The sequence below is a fragment of the Mesorhizobium sp. M2A.F.Ca.ET.037.01.1.1 genome, assembly GCF_003998075.1.
GTDB lineage: Bacteria > Pseudomonadota > Alphaproteobacteria > Rhizobiales > Rhizobiaceae > Mesorhizobium.
Genome location: NZ_RZSA01000922.1, coordinates 1 through 2,585, shown reverse-complemented (window position 1 = coordinate 2,585; position 2,585 = coordinate 1). Strand labels below are relative to the sequence as shown.

The window sequence follows — 2,585 nt, the reverse complement described above, 5'->3', positions numbered from 1 at the left end:
ACCGAGGCCAGTTCGGCCACCGTGGCGCTGGCGGCGGAAGCCCATGGCGTGATGCCCGCGCAGATCGCCAAGACGATCTGCCTGCGCGTCGGCGACGAGACCATGCTGGTCGTCACCAGCGGCGTCGTCAGGCTCGACAACCGCAAGTTCAAGGACAGGATGGGCGGCAAGCCGCGCATGTTGGGCGGCGAGGAGGTGCTGGCCGTCACCAGCCATCCGCCGGGCGGCGTCTGTCCGTTTGGCCTGCTGGCGCCGCTTCCCGTTTATTGCGATCTGTCGCTCAAGGCCTTCGACGAGGTCGTCCCCGCTGCCGGCGCCACCAACGCCGCTGTCCGCATCACGCCGCAGCGCATGGCCGATCTGGTCGGCGCCATATGGGTCGACGTTTGCCAGTAACAATTACCGCCTAGATATCTCCTTGCGGTCCGTCGAGCGCCTTCGCCGGCATTCGGCCGCAGGCGCACGCTCGCATTGGGTTGATGGCGGCGCTCATGGTCCATGCCTTTCGCGGCCGCGCCTCGACCAATCCGAAAAGCGTCGACTAACGGCCAAAGATTTGGACATTAGTCTTGACAGAAATACATATGTTCAATACCCGTCAAGCAATCAGACAGCATGCGATATGGGAGGAATAAGCGGCATGGCTTCCAATATTTCGTTGACGGGCCTTGCCCGGGATCTCGAGGAACGCGGCAAGTCCGGCAAGCCCATCCGCATCGGCCTAATCGGCTCAGGCGAAATGGGAACCGACATCGTTACCCGCGTCGCCCATATGTCCGGCATCGAGATCGGCGCCATTTCCGAACTCAACCTGCCGGCGGCCAGCAAGGCCGTCGATATCGCCTTCCAGGAAACCGGCCATGCGCGGGAAGTGTCGAACGCGTCGGCCATGACCGCTGCCATGGAAGCGGGCAAGATCGCCGTCACCAACGATTCCAGCCTTGTCATCGGCAATGACCTCATCGACGTCGTGATCGACGCGACCGGCGTTCCGGCCGTCGGCGCCGAGATCGGCCTGCGCGCCATGGAGCATGGCAAGCACCTGGTGATGATGAATGTCGAGGCGGACGTCACCATCGGCGCCTATCTCAAGGCCGAGGCCGACCGGCTTGGCGTCACCTATTCCCTGGGCGCCGGCGACGAGCCGTCTTCCTGCATGGAGCTGATCGAGTTCGTCTCCGCTATGGGCCACCCGATCGTTGCCGCGGGCAAGGGCAAGAACAACCCGCTCAACATCGACGCCACGCCTCCGGACTATGAGGAGGAGGCGAAGCGCCGGCACATGAATGTGCGCATGCTGGTCGAATTCGTCGATGGTTCGAAGACAATGGTCGAGATGGCGGCGATCGCCAACGCGACTGGGCTGGTTCCCGACAAGCCCGGGATGCACGGCCCGGCGGCCACGCTCGGCGAATTGTCGAAGGTGCTGGTGCCTGAGAAGGACGGCGGCGTGCTGTCGAAGGTCGGCGTCGTCGACTATTCGATCGGCAAGGGCGTCGCGCCGGGCGTCTTCGTCGTGGCCGACATGTCGCATCCGCGCATCTCGGAGCGCATGGAAGACCTGAAGATGGGCAAGGGCCCGTATTTCACCTTCCATCGCCCCTATCACCTGACCTCGCTGGAAGTGCCGCTGACCTGCGCCCGCGTCGTGCTCTACGGCAAGGCCGACATGGTGCCGCTGGCAAAGCCCGTGGCCGAGGTCTGCGCGGTCGCCAAGAAGGACCTGAAGCCCGGCGACAAGCTCGATGCCATCGGCGAATATTGCTACCGCGCCTGGATCATGACGGCGCCGGAAGCCCATGCGGCGCGCGCGATCCCCTGCGGCCTGCTGCAGGGCGGCTCCGTGACGGCGCCCATCAAGAAGGGCGAGCTCATCACCTATGCCAATGCCGCGCCCGCGCCGGGCTCGAAGATCGCCGATCTGCGCGCCCGCCAGGACAAGCTCGTCTACGGAACCGTGGAGGCGTGATCATGGCCGGAGCCAGCAAAGCCGTCGTGGATAGCCGGGCCAACCTGCCTTTCGTCTATCGCCAGTACCGTCCAGAGCAACTGAGACAGGTGCTTCACAAGATGTACCTCATCCGCCGCTTCGAAGAGGGCGCGGAAGAGTGCTACATGCGCGGCCTCATCCACGGCACCATGCACCTGTCGATCGGGCAGGAAGCGAGCGCCATGGGCATCTGCATGCCGCTCGCCGAGGATGACCAGATCACCTCGACGCATCGCGGCCACGGCCATTGCATCGCCAAGGGCGCGGAGGTCAGCCGCATGTTCGCCGAGTTCTTCGGCAAGACCACCGGCTATTGCAAGGGCAGGGGCGGCTCCATGCACATCGCCGATGTCGCCAAGGGCAATCTCGGCGCCAATGGGATCGTTGCCGGCGGCATTCCGATTGCCGTGGGCGCAGCGCTTTCATCCAAGAGGATGAAGACCGGCAAGGTGGTCGTCTCCTTCTTCGGCGACGGCGCCAACAATGAGGGCGCCTTCCACGAGGCCTTGAACATGGCGGCGATCTGGAAGCTGCCGGTGATCTTCGTGTGCGAGAACAATGGCTACGGCATGTCGACCTCGACGGCGCGCTCGAC

General features: G+C 64.3%; 3 protein-coding genes. All 3 read left to right on the top strand.

Annotated features, from left to right (window positions below):
- On the top strand, positions 1-396 hold a 396-nt coding region (locus EOA27_RS31360; protein WP_145970656.1), incomplete at its 5' end, for a YbaK/EbsC family protein.
- Positions 397-640: 244 nt separating this feature from the next.
- Positions 641-1,969 carry an NAD(P)H-dependent oxidoreductase gene (locus EOA27_RS31355; RefSeq protein ID WP_126082921.1) on the top strand — a complete coding sequence of 443 codons (1,329 nt, stop codon included), beginning with the start codon at positions 641-643 and terminating at the stop codon, positions 1,967-1,969.
- Between the two features lie 2 nt (positions 1,970-1,971).
- The coding region (locus tag EOA27_RS31350) for a thiamine pyrophosphate-dependent dehydrogenase E1 component subunit alpha (protein ID WP_145970655.1) at positions 1,972-2,585 on the top strand (614 nt) is incomplete at its 3' end.

Bases quoted from the DNA above. Each gene is read 5' to 3' on its own strand.
- EOA27_RS31355 (WP_126082921.1), top strand. From the start codon at position 641: ATGGCTTCCAATATTTCGTTGACGGGCCTTGCCCGGGATCTCGAGGAA.